The sequence below is a fragment of the Herminiimonas fonticola genome (genome assembly GCF_040395855.1).
Taxonomy (GTDB): domain Bacteria; phylum Pseudomonadota; class Gammaproteobacteria; order Burkholderiales; family Burkholderiaceae_D; genus Oxalicibacterium; species Oxalicibacterium fonticola_A.
Window position 1 is genome coordinate 1 of record NZ_JBEBPO010000021.1, and the last position, 22,411, is coordinate 22,411.

The following is a 22,411-nucleotide window of genomic DNA, read 5'->3' on the forward strand; positions in this document are numbered from 1 at the left end:
CCCACGTGCCCATGCGCGCAGGACGGGACTCGAAGCGCGTCATCGACACGCCATGTTTCGCCAGTGGTGCCAGCAGATTGTAGACCGCTCCGGACTTGTTCGGCACCGATAACACCAGCGAAGTTTGATCCTTGCCGCTGGCCGCAGTATGCAAACGACCGACTACCGCAAAACGCGTGCGATTATGCGGATCGTCCTGGATATGCGCCTTGACGACTTGCAGATTGTATTTTTGGCCCGCGATCTCGCTGGCAATGGCCGCCACCGTCGTATCTTCACCCGCCAGGCGTGCCGCTTCACCGTTGGAAGCGACAGCTCTTCGTTCGATATTCGGATAGTTCTGGTTAAGCCACACCTGGCATTGCGCCAATGCCTGCGAGTGCGCGCAAATACTGCTGATCCCGCTCATATTGCCGGAACGCGTCATCAGACTGTGATTCACCTGTATCGATACTTCGCCGCTGATTGTCAGTGTGGTCTGCAGCAGCAAATCGAGCGTGCGATTAATCACGCCTTCGGAAGAATTTTCAATCGGCACTACGCCAAAATCGGCAGTACCAGCTTCCGTCGCACGAAACACTTCATCGATGGATACGCACGGCATACCCTCGACCGCACGGCCAAATTGCTGATACACCGCCTGCTCGCTGAATGTTCCCGCAGGACCGAGATAAGCGACCGTGACGCGTTTTTCCAGCGCACGGCAAGCCGACATCACCTCACGAAAAACGGTTTGAATATCCGTATCGAGCAAAGGCCCGGGATTACGCTCCGCCACGCTGCGCAACACCTGTGCTTCGCGCTCCGGACGAAACACCGGCGCATTGGTTTCCGCCTTGACGTGACCGACTTCCTGCGCCACACGGGCACGCCGGTTGAGCAAATCGAGAATTTGCGCATCGATCGCATCGATTTGTTCACGCAGCGGTTTGAGCTTGTCGTCCGTCGTCATATATTTATTATGCAAGCACGTCAGATTTTGATTGGAATGAAAATCAACCGTATTTTTTCTCGAATGCCTTCATGAAATCGACCAGCGCCTGCACGCCTTCAATCGGCATTGCATTGTAAATCGATGCACGCATGCCGCCGACCGAACTATGGCCTTTCAACTGCACCAGATCGTTCTGCTCCGCTTCGGCCAGGAACTTCGCGTTCAAGGATGCGTCGCGCAGGAAGAATGGCACGTTCATGCGCGAACGATTCGCTGCCGGCACGTTATTGATATAAAAATCGGTCGAATCCAGATAATCGTAGGCCAGTTTCGCCTTGGCGATGTTAACTTTTTCCATCGCTGCAACACCACCCTGGCGCTTCATCCACTGGAAGGTCAGGCCCGCGATATAGATAGGATAGGTTGGTGGCGTGTTGAACATGGAGTCATGTTCGGCGACCAGTTTCCAGTCGAAAGCGGATGGACAGATAGGCAGTGCATGCCCAAGCATGTCATCGCGCACAATCACGATGGTCAAGCCTGCAGGGCCGATATTTTTTTGTGCGCCGGCGTAAATCACCGCGTACTTGGATACATCGATTTCACGCGACAGGATATTCGACGACATATCGGCCACCAGCGGCACATTGCCGACATCCGGTGTGTAATCGAACTCAACGCCGCCGATGGTTTCGTTCGTGCAGACATGCACATACGCTGCATCAGGTGTCAGTTTCCAGGTGTCGCGCGCAGGCACATACGTGAAGTTTTTGTCTTCCGATGAAGCTGCAATGTTCACATTTGCGTACTTGTGCGCTTCTTCAATGCTCTTGACCGACCAGTGACCGGTATTGACGAAATCAATGGTCGCAGGCTGCGACTTCCTGCCGACCAGATTCATCGGCACGATTGCGTTCTCGGCAATGGCGCCGCCCTGCATCAACAAAATCTTGTAGTTGTCGGGAATCGACATCAGGGAACGCAAATCATCCTTGGTGGTTGCCAGGATTTCAGTAAATTCGCGACCGCGATGGCTCATCTCCATTACTGACAAACCGCAGCCTCTCCAGTTTGCCATCTCATCCGCCGCCTGCTGGATTACCTCCTGTGGAATCGCAGCTGGTCCCGGCGAAAAGTTAAACACACGCTTCATTATTCTTCTTCCTCCGTACCGGATTGGTCTTCTTCAATATCTGATTCCAGAATACGTTGCAGACCACTCAGCTTGGTGCCGTCTTCGACAGCGATCAGCGTCACACCTTGCGTTGCGCGGCCCATTTCACGAATCTCTGCGACACGCGTGCGAATCAGTACGCCACCGGTCGTGATCAGCATGATTTCATCTGCTGCTTCCACCAGTGTCGCTGCCACCACTTTGCCGTTGCGTTCGCTGGTCTGAATCGCGATCATGCCTTTGGTACCGCGACCATGACGCGTGTATTCGGTGATCGGCGTACGTTTGCCGAAACCATTTTCAGTTGCCGTCAGGACCGACTGCTGCTCGTTCTCTGCCACCAGCAAGGCGATAACTTGCTGACCTTCCTCCAGATTCATGCCGCGTACGCCACGTGCAGTACGACCCATAGGACGCACATCGTTTTCATCAAAACGCACTGCCTTGCCGGAATCGGAGAACAGCATCACGTCGTGCTTGCCGTCGGTCAGCGCTGCACCGATCAGGAAATCGCCTTCATCCAGATCGACCGCGATAATGCCGGCCTTGCGTGGATTGCTGAAATCGCTGAGCGAAGTCTTTTTCACGGTACCGAGACTGGTCGACATGAAAATATAGCGATCTTCCGGGAAGGTGCGATTCTCGCCGGAGACCGGCAGGATCACGGTGATCTTTTCGCCATCCTGCAACGGGAACATGTTGACGATAGGCTTGCCGCGCGAGTTGCGCGAACCTTGCGGCACTTCCCATACCTTCAGCCAGTACATACGGCCGCGATTACTGAAGCACAGAATGTAGTCGTGGGTATTGGCGATGAACAGCTGGTCGATCCAGTCATCTTCCTTGGTTGCCATCGCCTGCTTGCCGCGGCCACCGCGTTTTTGCGCACGGTATTCGGTAATCGGCTGCGATTTCATGTAACCGGTATGCGACAGGGTCACAACCATATCCTGTGGCGTGATCAGATCTTCGGTGCCGAGATCGGTTGCATTCAATTCGATAGACGAACGACGCTCATCCTTGTTGCCGATGCCGTATTCATTTTTCGCTACGGTCAGCTCGTCGGTGATGATGACAGTGACGCGCTCAGGCTTGGCCAGGATGTCGAGCAGATCGGCGATCTGCGACATGACTTCCTTGTATTCATTGACGATCTTGTCCTGCTCCAGGCCGGTCAGGCGTTGCAGACGCATCTGCAGAATTTCCTGCGCCTGATCGTCGGACAGTTTGTACAAACCGTCAGTCTGGATACCGTAATGCGCAGGCAGGTTTTCCGGACGGAAGGCATTGACACCGCCGACGCCTTCTTCACCGGTACGTGCCAGCATTTCGCGCACCACGGATGAATCCCATGCACGCGACATCAAATCGACTTTTGCCACTGGCGGCGTAGGTGCTGCCTTGATGATCGCAATGAAATCGTCGATGTTCGCCAGCGCAACTGCCAGACCTTCCAGCACGTGACCACGTTCGCGCGCCTTGCGCAATTCAAATATCGTGCGGCGTGTCACCACTTCACGGCGATGCGACAGGAAGCATTCCAGCATCTGCTTCAGGTTCAGCAATTTAGGCTGACCATCAACCAGCGCCACCATGTTCATGCCGAAGGTGTCTTGCAACTGAGTCTGCTTGTACAGATTGTTCAGTACCACTTCCGGTACTTCATTACGCTTCAGTTCGATCACAACGCGCATACCCGACTTGTCGGATTCGTCGCGAATATCGGAAATACCGTCGAGCTTTTTGTCACGCACCAATTCGGCGATACGCTCCAGCAGCGACTTCTTGTTCACCTGATACGGCAGTTCGTCGACGATGATCGCCGAGCGGTTTTCCTTGCCGTATTCTTCGAAGTGCGTTTTTGCGCGCATCACGACGCGACCGCGACCGGTACGATAACCGTCGCGTACGCCTGACACGCCATAAATAATGCCGCCCGTCGGGAAATCCGGCGCCGGAATAATTTCGATCAGTTCATCGACCGTGGCCTCTGCATTGCGCAATACGTGCAAGGCGCCATCGATGACTTCAGTAATATTGTGCGGCGGGATATTCGTCGCCATACCAACCGCAATACCGGATGAACCGTTGATCAGCAAGTTCGGAATACGCGTCGGCAGCACCGACGGCTCTTTTTCCTTGCCGTCATAGTTAGGCACGAAATCGACAGTTTCCTTGTCCAGATCGGCCAGCAGTTCGCCGGCAATCTTGTCCAGGCGACACTCGGTGTAACGCATCGCCGCCGCGTTATCGCCGTCGATCGAACCGAAGTTACCCTGGCCGTCGACCAGCATGTAACGCAGCGAAAATGGCTGTGCCATCCGCACCAGCGTGTCGTAAATCGACGCGTCGCCGTGCGGGTGGTATTTACCCATGGTCTCACCGACCACGCGCGCGCATTTGACGAACGGGCGATTCCAGACATTGTTCATTTCATGCATCGCAAACAGAACCCGACGGTGCACCGGCTTCAAGCCGTCACGCACGTCAGGCAATGCGCGCCCCACGATGACGCTCATCGCGTAATCGAGGTAACTCTTGCGCATCTCTTCTTCAAGCGAAATCGGAATTGTTTCTTTAGCGAATTGATCCATTGGCTGTTCGTCTGGTCTTTGGCTAGGGTTTGATAATGAAAAATCGGCTGACTACTATTTCAATGCGGTCCCAATGCGATTCAAATCCGCATGGAATACACAGGAAATACGCACGATCCGGCAAATCGTAGATTTTAACACGGCAGAGGACTCTTCTCCTCGCTTTCGCCATCGCAGGAACTTTGCAAACGCTAAGTGCTGCTGCGACTGATTTTCAAGAAAATATGTTTAAATGCTGGCTGCTGAAATCTGCCTTGTTTCCCGAACATCATTCCACCACGAGAAAAACATGATTAACAAACTGGTCTTAGGTCTGCTAGTCGGCACCGCTTCAGCGTATGCTGCCGCACAAACCACCACAGACATCCAAGCCCCATCGAATCACTCCTACAATCAGGACAGTCGCGGCACCATCACGCGCAGCGGCTACGGTCTTTGCTGGCGCTCCGGCTTCTGGACCCCCGACGATGCCATTGCAGGATGCGATGGCGCTTTGACATCGCCCATCCCCAATCCAACCGCACCGGAAATGGCGAATAGCCTGGAAAAAGAAACACAATCGATGTCGTCAGCAGCAAAATCGTCTTGCAAGACCACTCTCACGCTCGCAAGCGATCAGACCTTCGCTTTTAACAAGGCCACACTAAACAAGGCCGCAAAACAGCAGATTGATCAAAAAGTTTTACCGATACTTGCGAAATGCAAGGGAATTGACGGCATTACGATCACCGGACATACCGATCATCTGGGCTCCAGCGAGTTCAACCAGACCTTGTCAGAAAAACGGGCGGCATCGGTTGCCGGCTATCTGAAGGCCAAAGGAATCAGCACCAAAATGAATGTACTCGGCGCCGGCGAAACCCAGGCCGTTAAATTGTGTGATGAAAAATTGCCGCACGCGAAACTCATTTCCTGCCTGGCACCCAATCGACGCGTCTTCATCGAAGTTCACGATCAACCCAAATAAAGATGTAGTTAATTTAATTAAAATTTCCTCAAAACATGAACGATTTTCATATCCAAAGGTCAATGTTTTGCAAAGAGAAATATTGCCCGGCAGGTCGTTGTATAAGCGCAACAATTTTAAAGAAATGGCAATCAACCGATTTAACAAGGTTCGCTGAAGCAGCTGCTGTGGCAAAATAGTAGCAAGTTAAACTATTGCATGCGAACAATAAGTTTCATGTGGTTGTTGAAGCGCGTGTTAGTATCCACATCCGATGTCATTCACGTAATTTGCGCAGTTTATCTGCGGATATCTCACTCGAGAGGAGAAAGAAATATGAATAAATTAGCAAAACTCGTCTTCGCTGCGTCCGCAGTCGTTGCAATGTCTGCACATGCCCAAACCGACATCAAAGCGAGCACTCCAAACAGCGCCTACGCTCAAGCCAGCAATGGCACGATCGTTCGTAGCGGAACTGGCTTGTGCTGGCACACTGGCTACTGGACTCCAGCTGATTCAGTTGCAGGTTGCGATGGCGCATTGGTAGCCGCAGCAGCTCCAGCTGCTGCAAAGCCTGCCGCAGCAGCTCCAGTACCTACTTCGGAAAAAGTCACGTTTGCAGCTGATGCATTCTTTGACTTCGACAAGGCAGTATTGAAGGCAGACGGCAAAGCCAAGCTTGACGATCTGGCATCCAAGCTCAAAGATTTGAACCTGGAAGTTATCATCGCTGTTGGTCATACCGACTCCGTTGGTTCCGATGCATACAACCAAAAACTGTCGATCCGTCGCGCAGAAGCTGTTAAAGGCTACCTGGTTGGCAAAGGTATCGATGCAAAACGCGTCTACACCGAAGGTAAAGGCGAAAAACAACCAGTTGCTACCAACAAAACAGCTGCTGGCCGCGCACAAAACCGTCGCGTAGAAATCGAAGTTGTCGGTACACGTAAATAATTCGTTTCATACGAATCAAAAACCCCGCTGCGGCGGGGTTTTTTTTCGCGCATCGATTAATCCATTTTTCAATTGGCGACATCAGCGCGCGCATCCCACTTTCCAGTTATCATTTAGCCCATGAATGCCGACCCTTTAGAACTGAAAAAATTTAGCGATCTGGCCCATCAATGGTGGGACCCCACATCGGAATTTCGTCCCCTGCATGAAATTAATCCATTGCGCCTTGAATGGATCAATAGCCGGGCCCCATTGGCAAGCAAAACGGTAATCGATATCGGTTGCGGCGGCGGCATTCTGGCCGAGTCGATGGCAAAAAAAGGCGCCAATGTAACGGGCATCGATCTATCCGAAAAAGCGCTGAAAGTCGCCGATCTGCACAGTCTGGAATCCGGTGTGCAGGTGCGCTATGAATTGATTGCAGCTGAAGACATGGCCGCGCGTGAGGCGGGCAAATTCGATATCGTTACCTGCATGGAAATGCTGGAACATGTGCCTGACCCTGCGTCCATCGTTGCCGCTGCGGCCAAACTTGCCAAACCTGGCGGGACAATATTTTTTTCAACCATCAATCGCAATCCAAAAGCATATCTGCACGCCGTGCTCGGCGCAGAATATCTGTTGCGACTGCTACCGAAAGGCACACACGATTACGCCAAGTTCATCACGCCAGCCGAACTTTCCCGGTTTGCACGCGAAGCTGGGCTAAACATCGAAAGTCTCAGGGGCATGGGTTTCAATCCGCTGACGAAAATCTATTCGCTTACGCATGACACCAGTGTCAATTATCTGGTTGCATGCAGCAAACCCGCCTGACTCCCAGCATCGGCGCAGCACGCTTATCGTCGTCTGTGCGATAAGCGTTGTTTACTTTTTCAACCTGCACATTGAATCCGCATGAAACTGCCTACTCCCCTCGCCATTTTGTTTGATCTCGACGGCACGCTTGCCGATACCGCACCTGATCTGGCAGGCGCAGTCAACCAATTGCGTGTGACTCGCGGCTTGGCACCTGCCGACTACGCACTGCTGCGTCCCGTCGCATCTGCCGGTGCACGCGGCTTGATAGGCGCTGCCTTCGGCATCACACCGCAAGATGCGGAATATGCAGAACTACGCGACAGTTTTTTGCACAACTATGCATCGGCAATCGCAGTCAATAGCCGCTTGTTTGAAGGCATCTCCGAATTGTTGTCAGGCTTGCAAGCGAAAAACATCGCTTGGGGCATCGTCACGAACAAGGCAGCACAACTGACCGATCAACTGGTGCCCCAGATCGGCCTGCACCATGCGGCCTGCGTCATTTCCGGCGATACCACCGCACACCCGAAACCGCACCCTGCACCCTTATTCGAGGCCGCCAAACGCATGGGTGTTCAGCCGGAACATTGCTGGTATGTCGGCGACGACCTGCGCGATATTCAAGCAGGCCAGGCTGCCGGCATGACAACCATCGCGGCTGCATGGGGCTATTGCGGCGAGGCTGCGCCCGCCACCTGGAATGCCGATGCGCTGGTCGATTCGCCGCAACAGCTATTCGATCTTCTGGATCGGCTATCCTGAGTTTGCCCCGGTATCAAGTCGGTCCGGCACAGTCAGCGGCATTCACATCAAACACTCTTGAATCAATAATGAAGTGCCCCATCTATTGCGTTACAATGGTGATGCTTGGGGGCGACCTGGTTTCGACGGGGGTTGCAAAGCAGCGCAGGGCATACCGAGGGCGGGCTACCTCGTAAATACAACCTGAAAAAACTTAACTGCAAACGATAACTCGTACGCACTAGCAGCTTAATTGCTGTTAGCTCTACAACACCTCGTCCCTGGGGTGGGCCCTTAAAAGCTGTAGAGTCATTTACAGGGACTCGTGTAATGCCGGGTTACTTGGCATCGCATTAAATAATAGGTAACTCGCTTGTACACAGCGTGCACGTCCGCGTTGTACCGGTTAAATCAAATGGCAGTGCTAAGTATGTAGAACTGTCTGTAGAGTACTTTCGGACGCGGGTTCGATTCCCGCCGCCTCCACCAATATTGAAAATCCCAACCTTGATCGGCTGGGATTTTTTTTGTCCCGCAAGATAGTATTTGCGTGATTTTGCACCCAAGGCATGCCCACTCCAGTTTCATCGACATATTCAGTTCCAAGACGGATAAGCCCATAAAATTAAGACTGTGATAACGCTCGTTCTGACCTGTTCAGGCAACATTCACGCATCAGTGCAGGCAACTGAAGCTGACCAACACTACAGCTAAACGCTGGCTTCCTGTACGGCATAAAAACCGGCAAGGCCTCAGGGCAATAGGCAAACGGCGTATATTCTTTCTCTGTGATAAAGACTGATGGCCCTGCAAGCGATCCGCCGAATGATGAGCGGCTTGTTCATGCAATAACGACAAAGGTACATGAACGATGCAATTGCGAGATGGATGGAACAGCTTGATCTCTCTGTTGAAAACGGAGCTGCGTCAGCTGGCAAAGGTCAATTCCAGTGATCGCCTGTGGCAAATGCCGTTCGCAGCCGCACTTTCTTCCGGCCTGCCCTTGCTGATCGGCGCCTATTTCAATCATCTGGAATTCGGCCTGGTTTCCTCGCTTGGCGGCATGGTGTTTTTGTACCTGCCGAGTACGCCGCTGCATCACCGCATGGTATCCATCATGGCTTGCGCATTTTCCATGTCGGCCTGCTATGCCTTCGGCGTCATGGCGCATTTTTTCCCGGTGCTGCTGGTACCGATACTCGTCTTCACCACAGTGCTAGTGACCATGCTTTGCCGTTTCTACGGCTTGGGGCCTCCAGGCAGTCTGTTTTTCATCATGGCCGCAGCGATAGGTGCGTACTCGCCGGTTGAATTCATCGATCTCCCACGGCAGGTAGGGCTGCTGACACTGGGATGCCTGCTGGCCTGCCTGATCGCGTTTTTCTACAGCATCTACATCTTGCGCCTGCGACCGGCTGAAGCAATACCTGCGCTGCCACCACCGACTTTTGATTTCATCGTTTTCGACTCATTGATCATAGGCGCCTTCGTCGGCATATCGCTGGCACTGGCGCAGGCCCTGCAACTGGAGAAAGCGTACTGGGTGCCTGTCAGCTGTCTCGCCGTCATTCAGGGACACACGCTGCGTGCAGTATGGAACAAGCAATTGCAGCGCATCGTCGGCACCAGCATCGGACTGCTGGTCGCCTGGTGCCTGCTTTTGCTGCCGCTGGAAAAATGGAGCATCTCGCTGATCATGATGATGCTGGCCTTCATCATTGAAATGGCAATCGTCCGGCATTATGGCTTTGCAGCGATTTTCATCACGCCGTTGACGATATTGCTGGCCGAGGCCACAACTTTGGGCAACGGTTCACCCTCGCTATTGATTCAGGCGCGCTTCTTCGACACGGTGCTCGGGTGTCTGGCCGGCTTCACTGGTGCTATCTGCCTGCACAGCCCACGCTTTCGCGATATTGTGGGGCGCCCAATACGTCGTTTGATTCCTGCCCGCTTTTTGTACTGAAGCTCAGACCTGCGGATATCGCACACCAAAACAGAGCAGACCTATAGGGCCCGTTTGATATGGATGCAACTTGCGGCCAATCAATGTTCAGAGCACAACCGACAAACGCTCCAGCCTCAGGCTGGCAGCATCAAGCATCACGGCGTACTCTTCCGAGCGGAAGAAGTTATATTCAACCACGCGCTGTAGTGCAATCTCATCATCCGGATAAGGCGCCGTCGCCGGATGACACATCATCAGCATGCCCGGCTGTGCCGCATCCAGCCAGGCCTTGAAGCACGCGCCGTAATCTTCCTGATCAAAGCCATACACACCGGCAAAACCGCGATTGCTCGCAATGCCTGCGGCCTGCAAGTCAGTCGCCAGCGACTGACCGCCAAGATATTTCAGTATCTGCGGTTTGCCGCGCCACGCAGGATTCGCCGGCACCGTATTACGCACCCATATGGGGTGGCCTGGATAACGTTGCTGGATCAGCTTCAGTACAATCCGGCGCACGCCCGGTAATTGATGCACATGCTGATGGCCATCGATAAAATCCGGCGGCTGGCCGAAGCCCGCTTCAAATGCATCAAGCTGCCGTTGCAACTCCTGCTCCACATGACGCAAATCGATAAGGCGCAGAAAGCTGCGCAAAATCACTGCGTGCAGGCTGGGTGCCGTACTGCCAAAACCTTCCGTCAGATTGAAGTGCAAACCGATATCGGCCTGTTCGCGAAAAGCGCGCAAGGCTGGTGCTGCCGCAGGCCAGCGTGGCGAGGTACTGAAGCAGCTGACCGCGCTGAGACGACCCAATGCGAGCAATTCAAGAATGCCGGCATCGATGCCCGGATTCTGCGCGTAATCGTCGGAGCACAGTGCGATCGGTGTCATGGTATTTCTCATGGTTGTACTGCGCGACGAAATGCCCATAGGCGGCTCAGCACATACGTCATCACGGCAACCGTGAATACGACAACCGCCAGCGCGATGTAATACCGCATGCCTGCATAATGCAGCAGCAGGTAAAACAATAATTCATTGGCACAGAATCCGAGCACGGCGACAAACAAAAAGCGTAGAAAAGATGAGTGCTGCGCTGCCTTATGTGCGGCCAGCGTATCGGCAAAGGTCCAGTGCCTGTGGCCGAAATAACTGACCCAGAACGCCACCGCAAAACCACCCACATTCGCCTGCAGCGGCGGGATGTACAACAGCTCGACCAGCGCAATCACGACCCAGTAATGTACCGCCGCCGCGATCAGCCCGACGATGCCGAAGCGCAGTACGCGCAACAGTTCAATCAGGCGCATGCGCACCCTTGTCTGTCGTCGTCAGCGGACCGTTATCGATATCATGCGCCACCACATACAAGGGGCGTTTTTTAACCTCGTCGTACACGCGTCCCATGTATTCGCCCAGCACGCCGATGGAAATCAGTTGAATGCCGGAGAAGAACATCAGGCCGGCAGCCAAGGTCGACCAGCCCGGCACATCATTGCCGAACAGGATGGCTTCGCCGGCAATCCAGAATGCATACAGAATCGCAATGATGGAAATCACCACACCTATGCCGCTCCATATGCGCAAAGGCAGTGTGGTGAACGCCGTGACACCGGCCAATGCGAGCCGGCTCAGGCTGCGATAACTGAAACTGGAAACACCGGTCGCACGCTCATTCGGCACAAACGGCAGGGCAATGCTGCTGAAACCTACCCACGCATACAAGCCCTTCATGAAACGATTACGCTCCGGCAGCTGGCGCAGGGCATGCACCACCTGCCTGTCCATCAAGCGGAAATCGCCGGCATTGCGCGGAATCGTGATCGGCGCGCCGGATTCCATCAAATGGTAAAACATGCCGGTACCCCAGCGCTTCAGACGCGACTCATTGCTGCGATCGCTGATCACGCCGTACACCATATCGATACCGCTCTGCCACAGTCGCACCATTTCCGGCAGCAGTTCCAGCGGATGCTGATAGTCGCCGTCCAGCAGGATCACCGCATCGCCCTGCGCCGCATCGATACCCGCTGACAATGCCGCTTCCTTGCCGAAATTACGCGAAAAGCTGATGTAGCGCAGCCCTGCTTCCTTCAGCAAAGGCGCCATCACCTCGTCCGTATTGTCCTTGCTGCCATCATTGACCACGATGATTTCATAGCGCGCGGCAAAGGTCGCAAGGGTTGCTCTCAAATCGCGCAAAAATGCCGCCAGATGCGCAGCCTCGTTGTATGCCGGAATCACGCAGGAAATCAGGGCATGATCCGGGCGATGTTTCGGCAGTGCGCTCAATGTCACCATGAAAACAACCTTTCTGGGCGGTGTGGCAGAGTCGGGTAAAACTCTGCGAGAATCAAGGATATGGGCATGGTTACAGGGTAAAAAGTTCGTAGGGCATTCAGGCCAACGATTATAATTCACCACTACCCTATACGATTGCCAAACCGGAATTGTTTCGCTGTTCGACGTACATAACTTATCTCTATCCTTATCGATGATGCCAACCCAGCCACTTCAGCCCGCTACTTCGTCCGGCAAATTCACGCGACTGTTTTCTCCCAGCGCCGACAATATCGTGCCGCTGGTCATTCTGCTGTTATTGCTGCATCTGCTGTTGTGGAGCGTCTTCACCGGCCTCAGCCATCGCGCGCCGGACTGGGACAATATGGAAGAGCTGGTCTGGGCCAGCGGGCTGGAATGGGGATATTACAAGCATCCGCCGCTGCCTTCGTGGATATTGTACGGACTGGTATCGATTTTCGGCCGCCCGGTCTGGCTGACCTTTTTCACCGGCCAACTCAGTGTCGTGCTGTCCTTGTGGCTGGTCTGGAAGCTCGGCTGCGAAATGACCACGCAACGTCGTGCGCTGATCGCGACGCTGCTGGTGTCGCTGGTCGCCTACTTCACCGTACGTGGCGTGATGAATAACCACAACACGATGCAACTATGGTCGGTAGCCGGCGCGATCTGGATGTTTTACCGCGCTACCCGCTACGACAGCATGCGCGCCTGGGCCATGCTCGGCTTCTTTTGCGGCTGCGCCTTCCTGACTAAATACAGCGCGCTGATCCAGTTCTCTGCGTTCTTCCTGTACCTGCTGTTTACCGGCCATCTGCTGCGCGCCCGTACCTGGAAAGGCATCGCGCTGGCAACCGCAATCCTGGTGGCGATGGTGACGCCGCATCTGCTGTGGCTCAAACAGCAGGCAGCGGGCCCGATCGCCTACGCCGGCAGCGAGATGGTGCCGCAAGCAACTTACTGGCTGGAGTTGCAGGAATTATTCAGCTTTGCACTGACCAATCTGGGACGCATCGCTGCGATGATATTGGCGCTCGTCGTCATCGCCATCTGGGCGGCACGCCAGTACAAGCTGACGCCAAAATCTGCACGTCCGCCAACAATCGCCAGCGAACTGGCCGCCTCCGATCGTTTCTTCCTGCTGCTGGTCGGCCTGGCGCCGCTGGCGTTGACGATGATCGTGGCCGGTGCGATGAAAATTCCGCTGGCAGCACACTGGGCAACCACCTTCTTCATCCTGTTCGGCTTCTTCTCGTTCTGGTTTTTGCGCAGCAGCGATGACGCAGCGCTATTGCGCAAGACTGTGATCGTTGTAGTAGTGATGCAGGTGCTGGGTGCCGCCGGCTACGGCCTTGCACGCGGACCGCTGGCAGACAAATCCGGCCGCCCAAGCCGCGCCACCTTCCCCGGCGCAGAAGTGTCGCGTCAGGTACATGCCGCGTGGCAGGCAAACATGCAAACGCCTTTGCGACTGGTGGCATCCGATACCTGGCTGGGCGGCAATATCGCCACCCATATCGGCCCTCAGGTACAGGTATTGATCGACGGCGATTTCGGCAAATCGCCATGGGTAGATGAAGAGCGGGCCGACAAATGCGGAATGCTGGTGGCGATCAACCGCAGCAAAGTCAATCCGGATCAGGTCGATAACGAAGTGATCGCCCTGATGGCACAGAGTACACAGCACGGTACGCTGGAAATTCCGTGGACCAAAAAACCCGATGGCCCTACAGTCGTGGTCGAGTGGGGTATCATTCCGCCGCTGCCAGAGTGTGATGCAGCAGCGAAGTAAGCGCCACATTCAATACTCAAGTTAAACGCAGCGCCAGGTTTGGGTGTTTTCCGTCAGTTTTGATGGAAAACGCCGTTATCAAGGTTGCAGCCTTTGCCGCGTCCACTGCCCGTCTTTCTGCAAGGTATAGGCAATCCGATCGTGCAGACGCGAACGACGCCCCTGCCAGAATTCGACATATTCCGGCTTCAGGCGATAGCCGCCCCAATGCTGCGGTCGCGGTGTACTGTCGCCATGCTGCGCCTCTACTTTTGCATATTGCGCTTCCAGCGCCGCACGATCCGCAATCGGCGCGCTTTGCGCTGATGCAATGGCACTCAAACGGCTCTTGACCGGGCGGCTTTGAAAATACTGTTCACTTTCTTCTGCCGACACCCGCTCCACGCGCCCTTCGATACGCACTTCCCGTTCCAGTGCAATCCAGTGAAACAGCAGCGCGGCATATGGATTTTTTTCCAGCTCCCGACCTTTGCGGCTGTCGTAATTGGTAAACCACGTAAAGCCGCGCTGATCAAAATCCTTGATCAGTACGATGCGCGAAGACGGGCGACCGTTTTCGCCCACGGTGGAAAGACCCATTGCATTCGGTTCAGGCACTTCTGCATGCAGCGCCTCATCAAACCATTTTGCAAATTGAATTACGGGATCTGCAGCGGTGTCCGTTTCGGATAAATCGGCTTGCGTGTAATCGGTGCGTATATCTGCAATCGACATGAAATTTCTTCCTTTATGCATGAATGCCACGGCGCACGCGCATGGCGTTACCGAGTTGAATCATCTGATCCTGATTGAAAAGACGTTGCGCCATGGGCGTAATGAAGGATTCTTCTTTTTCCATATGCGCGGTATACATTTCGGTAAAGCACTGCACATTGTCAGCTGACAATTCAGCCGCTTCACCCGCGGCAATTTTTCTCAATTGAGGTGCCAGCGAAAACCATGCCGCCTCCATCTGCCTGTGTTCATCCAGTATCTGCTCGGCTACCCGATTCAATACTGCGAGATCGTCGCCTGCCGCCGCCGCGTGCAACATCGGCAATAAATCCTGCTCTTCATCGGCATGATGATGCGGCGCTGCGTTATCAAAATAGCGCAGCACGGCGCTGGCGGCCTGCTGCGCCTGCTCTGTCAATCCGGCAGCGGGCAAATGCACCAGCAGCTTTTGCATGGTGCTCAACTGCTTGCGTATGCGACCATGACAATGCTTGAGCACCTCGATCGGCTGATCGAAATCCGGTGCAGTATCGAACAACATATTCATTTAGTTACCCCACGTATTACCTGAAACAAGCCTACGGGATGCCGCACTTGCTTCATTTGATCCATCTCAACCATTCCCGAGAATACCGTAAATAATTCGCCGCTGTACACCGCCTGCAGCAACTGCGAAGAGATCTTGTTTTTCTGCCAAAGAAAACGATAGCAAGCAGATTTAAGCCGGTGTCCGTTAAAATGGCGGCATGAATTCTCAGCCTGCATCCCTCACTCCCGTCATTCCAGAAATCGATTTCGAGCGCCGTTTCGGCGGCATTGCACGTCTCTATGGCCCAGCCGCACTGACACGTTTTCGCGCCGCACATGTTTGTGTGGTCGGCGTAGGCGGCGTAGGCTCATGGGTGGTCGAAGCGCTGGCGCGCAGCGCCATCGGGCAGATCACGATGATCGACCTGGACAATCTGGCGGAATCCAACGTCAACCGGCAAATCCACGCATTGACCGACACGCTGGGCAAAGCCAAGGTAACTGCGCTGGCCGAACGCATAGAACAAATCAATCCGTATTGCGTAGTGACGGAAATCGAGGATTTTCTGACTGCCGACAATCTGGATGAAATGATAGGCGCGCACCACTACGACTACATCATCGATGCAATCGACAATGTACGCGCCAAAACAGCGCTGATTGCATATTGCCGCAAACATGGCTTGCCGCTGGTAACCATAGGCAGCGCAGGCGGGCAAATCGACCCGACAAAAATCGCCGTACTCGATCTGTGCCGCACCGAACAGGAACCGCTACTGGCCAAAGTGCGCAAGCGCCTGCGCGCCGAACACGGCTTCCCGCGCGGGACAAAAAACAAGTTCGGTATCGATGCCGTCTTCTCGACCGAACCGCTGCGCTTCCCGGAAAGCGAAGAAGCATGTGACATCGATAACGGCGCACAAGCCGGCATCACCGGCCTCAATTGCGCCGGCTTCGGTTCCGCGATGGTCGTCACCGCCTCCTTCGGGCTGGTCGCTGCGGCGCATGTATTGCGCAAGCTGGCGGCGGAAACCGAACTTGCCGCACCGGCAAATATAGCAGCACTATCCCCGCCTGCCTGAATCAAGGCACATCCGAACCCCGGACGTGAAAGGCTCTTGCGTGAAAACAAAATGGAGCCCGTGCAGGTTTTTTGAACCTTGCCTTTTCAATACAAAAAAGCGGCCAAGGCCGCTTTTTTGTATCTGTACCTGCATGCATCAGGACTTGCCGAATACTTCGTTCAACTGCTGCGTCACACGGATGAAGGTCGTCCGTTTCGTCAATTCCTTCAACTTGTGTGCGCCCACATACGTACACGCGGAGCGCACGCCGCCGAGAATCTCCTGCAAGGTATTGGCGACCGAGCCGCGATAGTCGACCAGTACCTCCTTGCCTTCCGCTGCGCGATATTCGGCCACGCCACCCGCATATTTTTCCATCGCGGCACGGCTGCTCATGCCATAGAAACGCTTGTATTTTTTCCCATCCCGCTCCACCACGTCACCGGCGCATTCATCGTGGCCAGCCAGCATGCCGCCCAGCATGATGAAATCCGCACCACCGCCGAATGCCTTGGCCAGATCGCCAGGCACCGCACAGCCGCCGTCGGCGCAAATCTGTCCTCCCAGCCCATGCGCGGCATCGGCACATTCGATCACCGCGGACAATTGCGGATAACCGACGCCCGTCATCTTGCGCGTGGTGCACACGGACCCCGGACCTATGCCGACCTTGACGATATCGGCACCGGCCAGAATCAGCTCTTCGGTGATATCGCCGGTCACGACATTGCCGGCCATGATGGTCAGATGCGGAAATTCCTTGCGCACCTTCTTGACGAAATTGATGAAACCTTCGGTATAGCCATTCGCCACATCGATGCAGACATATTCAATCGCATTGTCGAGCCCCGCCATCACCGCTATGAATTTATCGTAGTCAGATGGACTGATGCCCATCGAATAGAAAGCAGTAGAGGCGGGGTACGCGGACTCGCGCAGAGTCCGGAAAAAGGCGACTAGTTCATCAGTGGAATAGTGCTTGTGCAAAGCCGCCGACAACTGATGCGGCGCCAGCGCATGCGCCATCTCGATAGTGCCGGTGCTATCCATATTCGATGCAATGATGGGAATGCCTCGATATATTTGGCGCGAATGGTGAAAAATGAATTCACGCCGGATATCGACTTCCAGCCGCGACGTGAGTGTCGAGCGTTTGGGACGTATCAGTACATCCTTGAAGTCCAGCTTGACCGATTCTTCAATATGCATAAGGCCTCCATGACGGCATACCTTACTTCAGAAAATCAGGACATATCCGCTCTGATTTTGTCGCGAAAGGTTTGCCGGAATTTAGCCACCTTGGGCGCCACAATAAATGCGCAATAACCCTGCAATGGATTTTGCCGGAAATAATTCTGATGATAATCCTCGGCCTTGTAATACGTTTCAGCCGGGCTCAGTTCCGTCACGATAGACGCGTCCCATACATTCGCCATTTCCGCCATGACATGCCTGGCCATGTCCTGTTGCTCAGGCGTATGGTAATAAATCACCGAGCGATATTGCGTACCGACGTCGTTACCCTGACGATTCAGCGTAGTGGGATCGTGGATGGTGAAAAACACTTCGAGAATTTCGCGGAAGCTGACGACGGCAGGATCGAAAGTCAAACGCACCACTTCCGCATGACCGGTCGTGCCTTCGCAAATTTGTTCGTAACTGGGATTGGCAACCTGGCCACCGGTATAACCGGATTCGATTGCAGTGATGCCTTTCATCTGCTGAAAGACGGCTTCCGTACACCAAAAACATCCGCCGCCCAGTGTTGCGATTTCCGTTGCCATACCATTGCTCCGTTAGTAAATGCCGTGACTGTATGCCATGACTTTAGCGCAAAGCGATAAGCGTGCATAGGAAACTGAAAGCGAATAGCTTCTCAACAACAGCTGCGTCCATCGCAGCTACCCGCTATCGCACACTCATCATCAGCGAAAAAGAATGGTGCCGCCGGCAACCAATACAGGCAAAACCTGCGGGGCAAAAATATCCTTGTCGAACAAGGCGTCTGCAATCCTGAATGTGCGTGTGGCATCGGCCGATGCGGCGCTTGTCAGCTGATGCAGACTTTGCTCTTTCTCTTGCAGCACATGGTCTTTTTCGATAAGCAGTGAAAGCAGGCTGGGCTGCTGCACATCTTCCGTCACCGGCGGTGTATGGTGACAACGCGTCGCGATCAGCGACGACAAGTTCGCCACCACAGATGCCGCAGGCGGCACGTCGAATATCGTTTCATCGTCGTGCAGCAATAGCGCGGCGGGAATTTTCTGCAGGATGGCGCTGCTGTCCTGCTGCAGCGACGCATGTTCCAGCGGCAGCAGTTTTGCACCGCAACGCGCGACTGCAATATAGAGCATCAATGCATCCTGATGTCCCTGCCCCCAATATACGACCGTATCGCCGGGCTTGACGTGCCATTCATCCTTCAGGCGCGCGGTGGCGCGCTCGATGCGCGACCAGAATTTTCTATATGTGACGATACGGCGACTGGAGCGCGAAGCGATGGCATTCGGTTGCGTCGCGACATGCTGGCGCAGAATATTAAAAAGATTCATGTACAGGGATTCTCCTCAAACCTGATTCTACGTAATAAGCGCATCGGCAATGCGGCGTTTCGCCATCAATGCCTGTTTTTTCGGCATAATGATTGAAATTCCATGGATCACCGATGTCTATCTCTTCTTCACACAAAGCAGCACCTGTATTTGATGCACGCCATTTTCGCGATGCATTGTCGCAATTCGCCACCGGCGTCACCATCATCACGACACGTCTGGAAGATGGCACCTTTCTAGGCTTGACGGCCAGTTCCTTCAATTCCGTTTCACTCAATCCGCCGCTGGTGCTGTGGAGCCTGGCGCAAACCGCCAACAGCCTGCCTGTTTTCACCGGCAATTCGCACTATGTGATCAACATTCTGGCCGCCGATCAGGCTGAATTGGCCAATCGTTTTGCGCGACCCAGCAAGAATCGTTTTGCCGGCGTGGATTTCACGCTGTCGCCGACCGGCTTGCCGATTCTATCCGGCGTTGCTGCATGGTTTGAATGCCATAACCGCAGCCGCTATCCGGAAGGCGACCACGTTATTTTTGTCGGCGAAGTGGAATCCTGCGATGTATCGCCGCAAGAACCGCTGGTGTTCCACGGCGGACGTTTCATGGCGAGTAAATTGCTGTAAATCTGTTTCAGCCGGACCGGCTGCGCATCAATCCTGCAGCAACTTCAACAGTATCCCCGACGAATCGTGCGCCGCGCGGCGCAACCTGTCGTTGACGCCGTTCCATCCATCATCGTCCGGCGGCGCTTCCACCATGATGACATCGGCATGTGCGTCGTCCATCGCACGCAAGGCAGCGTACAAGTCATGCGCATACAAGGCCGGCTGGGCAGGCAGGCCTATGCTTGCCGCCAGCGGTACTGTGGCTGTGAAAGAGTGATGCATCAGCGCGATGCGTTTGCCATGCGCATGCAATTGCTGCAGCACTGCATGCATCTGCTCGTGCGGCAGCAAGACTACCGGCGTATGCGGTGCGTAATGCGATTCCAGCGTACCGGAAGCGCGCGGTGCAGCAGCATCCGGCAGCAAGGGTGCAACCCCCAGCACAGCAGCAATCTGCGCTGCACTGATATGACCAGGACGCAGCAACACTGCATGGCCGCGCGACATGTCAACGATCGTCGATTCGATCCCGACATCACTTTGCCCGCCATCCAGCACGCAGGTCAGCAAGCCATTCGTATCGTCGCCAAATTCATCGCGCACATGCTGAGCCGTGGTCGGACTGACGTGGCCGAACTTATTGGCTGAAGGCGCAGCAACACCGCCCTTGCCCTGTTTGAAATTGCGCAGCAAGGCTTGTGCTACCGGATGCGAGGGACAACGCAAACCGATCGAATCCTGGCCACCAGCCACCGTGTCGGGAATATGTGTCGCCCGCTTGAGTATCAGCGTCAGCGGACCGGGCCAGAATGCGGCGATCAATTGATGCGCCTGCGGCGAAACATCCTTCGCCCAGTAGCCAATGTCGGCTTCCGGCGCCAGATGCACGATCACAGGATGATTCGAGGGACGGCCTTTGGCTTGATAGATTTTCGCGACCGCCAGCGGATTTTCTGCATCCGCACCGAGTCCGTACACAGTCTCGGTGGGAAAGGCGACCAGTTCGCCGCGCTCCAGACGGCGCGCAGCATCTGCTATCGCCGATAGATCCAATGATTCAGGCATCGCCGGTTTATTCCAGATTCAAGGCTGAATGCCAAGTATCGTGCAGGCTTGGCGCAAATTGGCTTGCGCTTCTGCCACCGTCGCGGCGACGAAAGTGATATGGCCCATTTTTCGTGCACGACGCGCCGTATCTTTCCCGTACAAATGAAGATTGGCACCCGGCAAGGCCAGCACCTGATCCCACGCCGGTTCGCGTACTTCATCGGAATCGCCGACAAACCAGATGTCGCCCAGAATATTCAACATCGCTGCTGCCGAATGCTGATGCACGTCGCCCAGGGGCAGGCGCGCCATCGCACGGGCCTGTTGCGCAAACTGGCTGGTGACGCAGGCATCTATCGTGTAGTGACCGCTGTTATGCGGACGTGGCGCCATTTCATTGACGACCAGCGAACCGTCCGTGAGCACAAAAAACTCTATGCACAACACGCCGACATAGCCCATCTGTTCAATCACGGCCAGCGTCGCTGCCTGTGCCTTCTCGGCAGATTCCTTGCCGATGTTCGGACCCGGTACCGTGGTGGTAAACAGGATGCCGTCTCTATGCACGTTTTCTGCAATCGGATACACCACCGCCTTGCCGTCGGCACCGCGTGCCGCCAATACGGAAATCTCGTAAGCCAGCGGCAGCATTTTTTCCAGCACGCAGGCGACGCCGTTCATGGCGCCATAAGCGGCATGCAATTCAGCACGCGTCTTGACGCGCACCTGGCCCTTGCCGTCGTAACCCATGCGTACGGTTTTCAAAATGCCCGGCAATAAATCGTCAGGCACTGCATCGATATCGGCAGCCGAATTGATTTCCTTGTGCGAGGCAGGGAAGACGCCGGAAGTAATCGCACATTCGATGAAGAAACGCTTTTCCGCCATGCGGTCCTGCGCGATGGAAACGCACGATGCCGATGGCGCAACGAAGGTGCTCTCGGCCAGAAAGGCAAGGCTCTTTGCCGACACATTTTCAAATTCGGTGGTCACTGCCGCGCATTGCGCTGCCAGCTTGCTCAGCGCTTCAGCATCGGTGTAGTCGGCGCTATGCAATTGATCGGCAGCATGGCCGGCCGGACAATCGAGTGCCGGCTCCAGCACTGCCACCTTGAAACCCATTTGCTGCGCAGCGTGCGCGAACATGCGGCCCAACTGGCCGCCGCCCATCACGCCCAGCCAGGTTCCGGCTGCGGCAGGATTCAAAGGGGAAAGTTCATTCTTGCTCATACGGGTAATTTCATTTCTACAGCGATTTGCGTTTGCTTGACGCGGAATTGTTCGAGACTGGCAGCCAGTTTGTCGTCGGTGGTAGCGAGTATCGCAATCGCTGCCAGCGCAGCATTTGCAGCTCCCGCTTCGCCGATGGCGAAAGTGGAAACCGGAATGCCCTTGGGCATTTGCACGATGGACAGCAGCGAATCTTCGCCGCGCAGATATTTGGAAGGCACCGGCACGCCCAGAATCGGCACAATGGTTTTGGCCGCCAGCATGCCAGGCAGATGTGCCGCGCCGCCAGCGCCGGCGATGATGGCGCGTACGCCGCGCGCACGTGCCGACTCGGCGTAGGCAAACATCTGATCCGGCATGCGATGCGCAGAAATCACCTGCGCTTCATGTGCGACACCGAACTCTTTGAGGATCGCGACTGCATGCTGCATCACATCCCAGTCGGATGAAGATCCCATCACCACGCCTACCAAAGGTGCATTTGCCATA

22 protein-coding genes and 1 other RNA gene are annotated in these 22,411 nt (G+C 54.8%); 9 read left to right on the forward strand and 14 right to left on the reverse strand.

Going from position 1 to position 22,411, the window contains the following annotated elements; genetic code table 11:
* The 3 genes from pheA to gyrA all read right to left on the reverse strand — a co-directional run.
* Positions 1-952, reverse strand: a 952-nt coding sequence (gene pheA, locus ABWP27_RS04700) for a prephenate dehydratase (protein WP_353154055.1), incomplete at its 3' end; no start/stop codon positions are given.
* 43 nt (positions 953-995) lie between these two features.
* Positions 996-2,087 carry a 3-phosphoserine/phosphohydroxythreonine transaminase gene (gene serC, locus ABWP27_RS04705; protein WP_353154057.1) on the reverse strand — a complete coding sequence of 364 codons (1,092 nt, stop codon included), beginning with the start codon at positions 2,085-2,087 and terminating at the stop codon, positions 996-998.
* The gene (gene gyrA / locus ABWP27_RS04710) at positions 2,087-4,702 is read right to left on the reverse strand and encodes a DNA gyrase subunit A (protein ID WP_353154059.1); all 2,616 of its coding nucleotides are present in this window, start codon (positions 4,700-4,702) and stop codon (positions 2,087-2,089) included. Before gyrA ends, serC begins: the two co-directional genes overlap by 1 nt.
* Positions 4,703-4,934: 232 nt before the next feature.
* Here gyrA and ABWP27_RS04715 point away from each other — a divergent pair, with 232 nt between their 5' ends.
* The 6 genes from ABWP27_RS04715 (at position 4,935) to ABWP27_RS04740 (ending at position 10,110) form a co-directional block, all read left to right on the forward strand.
* Entirely contained in the window at positions 4,935-5,669 is a 735-nt protein-coding gene (locus tag ABWP27_RS04715; RefSeq protein WP_353154061.1) for an OmpA family protein, read from the forward strand.
* Positions 5,670-5,984: 315 nt separating this feature from the next.
* Positions 5,985-6,602, forward strand: coding sequence for an outer membrane protein OmpA (gene ompA / locus ABWP27_RS04720; RefSeq protein WP_353154064.1), 618 nt, complete (start codon positions 5,985-5,987; stop codon positions 6,600-6,602).
* 120 nt (positions 6,603-6,722) lie between these two features.
* On the forward strand, positions 6,723-7,418 hold the full coding sequence (gene ubiG / locus ABWP27_RS04725) for a bifunctional 2-polyprenyl-6-hydroxyphenol methylase/3-demethylubiquinol 3-O-methyltransferase UbiG (RefSeq protein ID WP_353154066.1): 696 nt from the start codon (positions 6,723-6,725) through the stop codon (positions 7,416-7,418).
* Positions 7,419-7,499: 81 nt separating this feature from the next.
* Positions 7,500-8,165: an HAD family hydrolase gene (locus tag ABWP27_RS04730; protein ID WP_353154069.1), complete on the forward strand. Its 666-nt coding sequence runs from the start codon at positions 7,500-7,502 to the stop codon at positions 8,163-8,165.
* A 107-nt stretch (positions 8,166-8,272) separates the two neighbouring features.
* Positions 8,273-8,633: a transfer-messenger RNA gene (ssrA, locus tag ABWP27_RS04735) on the forward strand.
* 409 nt (positions 8,634-9,042) lie between these two features.
* Positions 9,043-10,110 (forward strand): FUSC family protein, encoded by a 1,068-nt coding sequence (locus tag ABWP27_RS04740; RefSeq protein ID WP_353154071.1) that lies wholly within the window; start codon positions 9,043-9,045, stop codon positions 10,108-10,110.
* Between the two features lie 87 nt (positions 10,111-10,197).
* Here ABWP27_RS04740 and ABWP27_RS04745 read toward each other — a convergent pair whose 3' ends face one another.
* The 3 genes from ABWP27_RS04745 to ABWP27_RS04755 are packed head-to-tail and all read right to left on the reverse strand — an operon-like array spanning position 10,198 to position 12,393.
* A complete protein-coding gene (locus ABWP27_RS04745; protein ID WP_353154074.1) occupies positions 10,198-10,983 on the reverse strand; it encodes a ChbG/HpnK family deacetylase in 786 nt (261 codons plus the stop codon).
* Positions 10,984-10,991: 8 nt separating this feature from the next.
* The gene (locus ABWP27_RS04750; RefSeq protein ID WP_353154076.1) at positions 10,992-11,402 is read right to left on the reverse strand and encodes a GtrA family protein; all 411 of its coding nucleotides are present in this window, start codon (positions 11,400-11,402) and stop codon (positions 10,992-10,994) included.
* Positions 11,389-12,393, reverse strand: a complete 1,005-nt coding sequence (locus ABWP27_RS04755; RefSeq protein WP_353154079.1) for a glycosyltransferase family 2 protein — start codon at positions 12,391-12,393, stop codon at positions 11,389-11,391. The genes ABWP27_RS04750 and ABWP27_RS04755 overlap by 14 nt, the downstream gene beginning before the upstream one ends.
* 196 nt (positions 12,394-12,589) lie before the next feature.
* Here ABWP27_RS04755 and ABWP27_RS04760 point away from each other — a divergent pair, with 196 nt between their 5' ends.
* On the forward strand, positions 12,590-14,182 hold the full coding sequence (locus tag ABWP27_RS04760; RefSeq protein WP_353154081.1) for a glycosyltransferase family 39 protein: 1,593 nt from the start codon (positions 12,590-12,592) through the stop codon (positions 14,180-14,182).
* 78 nt (positions 14,183-14,260) lie between these two features.
* On the opposite strand, the gene pdxH is transcribed toward ABWP27_RS04760, so the two are convergent.
* A complete protein-coding gene (pdxH, locus tag ABWP27_RS04765) occupies positions 14,261-14,896 on the reverse strand; it encodes a pyridoxamine 5'-phosphate oxidase (protein ID WP_353154084.1) in 636 nt (211 codons plus the stop codon).
* Positions 14,897-14,909: 13 nt separating this feature from the next.
* On the reverse strand, positions 14,910-15,443 hold the full coding sequence (locus ABWP27_RS04770; RefSeq protein WP_353154087.1) for a hemerythrin domain-containing protein: 534 nt from the start codon (positions 15,441-15,443) through the stop codon (positions 14,910-14,912).
* A gap of 199 nt (positions 15,444-15,642) precedes the next feature.
* Between ABWP27_RS04770 and tcdA the strand changes: the two genes are divergently transcribed.
* Positions 15,643-16,506, forward strand: a complete 864-nt coding sequence (tcdA, locus tag ABWP27_RS04775) for a tRNA cyclic N6-threonylcarbamoyladenosine(37) synthase TcdA (protein ID WP_353154089.1) — start codon at positions 15,643-15,645, stop codon at positions 16,504-16,506.
* 138 nt (positions 16,507-16,644) lie between these two features.
* Here tcdA and ABWP27_RS04780 read toward each other — a convergent pair whose 3' ends face one another.
* The 3 genes from ABWP27_RS04780 to ABWP27_RS04790 form a co-directional block, all read right to left on the reverse strand.
* Positions 16,645-17,697, reverse strand: coding sequence for a GMP reductase (locus ABWP27_RS04780; RefSeq protein ID WP_353154091.1), 1,053 nt, complete (start codon positions 17,695-17,697; stop codon positions 16,645-16,647).
* 35 nt (positions 17,698-17,732) lie between these two features.
* On the reverse strand, positions 17,733-18,272 hold the full coding sequence (gene msrA / locus ABWP27_RS04785) for a peptide-methionine (S)-S-oxide reductase MsrA (RefSeq protein WP_353154094.1): 540 nt from the start codon (positions 18,270-18,272) through the stop codon (positions 17,733-17,735).
* Positions 18,273-18,413: 141 nt separating this feature from the next.
* On the reverse strand, positions 18,414-19,040 hold the full coding sequence (locus ABWP27_RS04790) for an AMP-binding protein (protein WP_353154097.1): 627 nt from the start codon (positions 19,038-19,040) through the stop codon (positions 18,414-18,416).
* A 113-nt stretch (positions 19,041-19,153) separates the two neighbouring features.
* Here ABWP27_RS04790 and ABWP27_RS04795 point away from each other — a divergent pair, with 113 nt between their 5' ends.
* On the forward strand, positions 19,154-19,663 hold the full coding sequence (locus ABWP27_RS04795; protein WP_353154100.1) for a flavin reductase family protein: 510 nt from the start codon (positions 19,154-19,156) through the stop codon (positions 19,661-19,663).
* Positions 19,664-19,690: 27 nt separating this feature from the next.
* Here ABWP27_RS04795 and ABWP27_RS04800 read toward each other — a convergent pair whose 3' ends face one another.
* Genes ABWP27_RS04800 through purE form a run of 3 tightly spaced genes read right to left on the reverse strand, consistent with a single transcriptional unit; the run spans position 19,691 to position 22,410 of the window.
* A complete protein-coding gene (locus tag ABWP27_RS04800) occupies positions 19,691-20,710 on the reverse strand; it encodes an L-threonylcarbamoyladenylate synthase (protein WP_353154103.1) in 1,020 nt (339 codons plus the stop codon).
* 18 nt (positions 20,711-20,728) lie between these two features.
* Positions 20,729-21,922 (reverse strand): 5-(carboxyamino)imidazole ribonucleotide synthase, encoded by a 1,194-nt coding sequence (locus tag ABWP27_RS04805; protein WP_353154106.1) that lies wholly within the window; start codon positions 21,920-21,922, stop codon positions 20,729-20,731.
* Positions 21,919-22,410, reverse strand: a complete 492-nt coding sequence (gene purE, locus ABWP27_RS04810; RefSeq protein ID WP_353154109.1) for a 5-(carboxyamino)imidazole ribonucleotide mutase — start codon at positions 22,408-22,410, stop codon at positions 21,919-21,921. The genes ABWP27_RS04805 and purE overlap by 4 nt, the downstream gene beginning before the upstream one ends.
* Position 22,411: the final 1 nt, after the last annotated feature.

Bases quoted from the DNA above. Each gene is read 5' to 3' on its own strand.
- serC (WP_353154057.1), bottom strand. From the start codon at position 2,087: ATGAAGCGTGTGTTTAACTTTTCGCCGGGACCAGCTGCGATTCCACAG.
- gyrA (WP_353154059.1), bottom strand. From the start codon at position 4,702: ATGGATCAATTCGCTAAAGAAACAATTCCGATTTCGCTTGAAGAAGAG.
- ABWP27_RS04715 (WP_353154061.1), top strand. From the start codon at position 4,935: ATGCTGGCTGCTGAAATCTGCCTTGTTTCCCGAACATCATTCCACCAC.
- ompA (WP_353154064.1), top strand. From the start codon at position 5,985: ATGAATAAATTAGCAAAACTCGTCTTCGCTGCGTCCGCAGTCGTTGCA.
- ubiG (WP_353154066.1), top strand. From the start codon at position 6,723: ATGAATGCCGACCCTTTAGAACTGAAAAAATTTAGCGATCTGGCCCAT.
- ABWP27_RS04730 (WP_353154069.1), top strand. From the start codon at position 7,500: ATGAAACTGCCTACTCCCCTCGCCATTTTGTTTGATCTCGACGGCACG.
- ABWP27_RS04745 (WP_353154074.1), bottom strand. From the start codon at position 10,983: ATGACACCGATCGCACTGTGCTCCGACGATTACGCGCAGAATCCGGGC.
- ABWP27_RS04750 (WP_353154076.1), bottom strand. From the start codon at position 11,402: ATGCGCCTGATTGAACTGTTGCGCGTACTGCGCTTCGGCATCGTCGGG.
- ABWP27_RS04755 (WP_353154079.1), bottom strand. From the start codon at position 12,393: ATGGTGACATTGAGCGCACTGCCGAAACATCGCCCGGATCATGCCCTG.
- ABWP27_RS04760 (WP_353154081.1), top strand. From the start codon at position 12,590: ATGCCAACCCAGCCACTTCAGCCCGCTACTTCGTCCGGCAAATTCACG.
- pdxH (WP_353154084.1), bottom strand. From the start codon at position 14,896: ATGTCGATTGCAGATATACGCACCGATTACACGCAAGCCGATTTATCC.
- ABWP27_RS04770 (WP_353154087.1), bottom strand. From the start codon at position 15,443: ATGAATATGTTGTTCGATACTGCACCGGATTTCGATCAGCCGATCGAG.
- tcdA (WP_353154089.1), top strand. From the start codon at position 15,643: ATGAATTCTCAGCCTGCATCCCTCACTCCCGTCATTCCAGAAATCGAT.
- ABWP27_RS04780 (WP_353154091.1), bottom strand. From the start codon at position 17,697: ATGCATATTGAAGAATCGGTCAAGCTGGACTTCAAGGATGTACTGATA.
- msrA (WP_353154094.1), bottom strand. From the start codon at position 18,272: ATGGCAACGGAAATCGCAACACTGGGCGGCGGATGTTTTTGGTGTACG.
- ABWP27_RS04790 (WP_353154097.1), bottom strand. From the start codon at position 19,040: ATGAATCTTTTTAATATTCTGCGCCAGCATGTCGCGACGCAACCGAAT.
- ABWP27_RS04795 (WP_353154100.1), top strand. From the start codon at position 19,154: ATGTCTATCTCTTCTTCACACAAAGCAGCACCTGTATTTGATGCACGC.
- ABWP27_RS04800 (WP_353154103.1), bottom strand. From the start codon at position 20,710: ATGCCTGAATCATTGGATCTATCGGCGATAGCAGATGCTGCGCGCCGT.
- ABWP27_RS04805 (WP_353154106.1), bottom strand. From the start codon at position 21,922: ATGAGCAAGAATGAACTTTCCCCTTTGAATCCTGCCGCAGCCGGAACC.
- purE (WP_353154109.1), bottom strand. From the start codon at position 22,410: ATGGCAAATGCACCTTTGGTAGGCGTGGTGATGGGATCTTCATCCGAC.